The 1,019-nt window shown below is 56.6% G+C and carries 1 protein-coding gene; it reads left to right on the top strand.

Going from position 1 to position 1,019, the window contains the following annotated elements; all coding sequences use genetic code 11:
* The coding region (gene tuf, locus B7990_RS14790) for an elongation factor Tu (RefSeq protein WP_088641638.1) at window positions 1-1,019 on the top strand (1,019 nt) is incomplete at both ends.

Here is a 1,019-nt window from a genome sequence, read left to right as displayed (position 1 = left end):
GCCGCTGCAAAGCGTTTCGATGAAATCGACAACGCTCCGGAAGAAAAGGCTCGTGGTATCACGATCAACACCTCCCACGTGGAATACACCACTGCTAACCGTCACTACGCACACGTCGACTGCCCGGGGCATGCTGACTATGTGAAGAACATGGTGACTGGTGCTGCTCAGATGGACGGCGCTATCCTCGTCGTTGCTGCTACTGACGGCCCGATGCCGCAGACTCGCGAACACATCCTTCTCGCCCACCAGGTCGGTGTGCCGAAGATCGTCGTGTTCATGAACAAGTGCGACATGGTTGACGATGCCGAAATTCTCGACCTCGTCGAAATGGAAGTTCGCGAACTTCTGTCCAAGTATGACTTTGACGGTGACAACACCCCGATCATCCGCGGTTCTGCTCTCAAGGCTCTTGAAGGCGATCCGGAATACCAGGACAAGGTCATGGAACTCATGAACGCTTGTGACGAATACATCCCGCTCCCGCAGCGCGATACCGACAAGCCGTTCCTCATGCCGATCGAAGACGTGTTCACGATCACTGGCCGCGGCACTGTCGCTACTGGCCGTATCGAACGCGGTGTCGTTCGCTTGAACGACAAGGTTGAACGTATCGGTCTCGGTGAAACCACCGAATACGTCATCACCGGTGTTGAAATGTTCCGCAAGCTTCTCGACGACGCTCAGGCAGGTGACAACGTTGGTCTCCTCCTCCGTGGCGCTGAAAAGAAGGACATCGTCCGTGGCATGGTTCTCGCCGCTCCGAAGTCTGTCACTCCGCACACCGAATTCAAGGCTGAAATCTACGTTCTCACTAAGGACGAAGGTGGCCGCCACACGCCGTTCATGAACGGCTACCGTCCTCAGTTCTACTTCCGCACCACCGACGTGACCGGCACGATTCAGCTCCCGGAAGGCGTCGAAATGGTTACCCCGGGTGATACCGTCACGATCCACGTGAACCTCATCGCTCCGATCGCCATGGAAAAGCAGCTCCGCTTCGCTATCCGCGAAGGTGG

It is taken from the genome of Fibrobacter sp. UWB4 (genome assembly GCF_002210345.1).
In the GTDB taxonomy this organism is placed as follows: Bacteria; Fibrobacterota; Fibrobacteria; order Fibrobacterales; family Fibrobacteraceae; genus Fibrobacter.
This window is presented reverse-complemented; position numbering and strand designations above follow the sequence as displayed.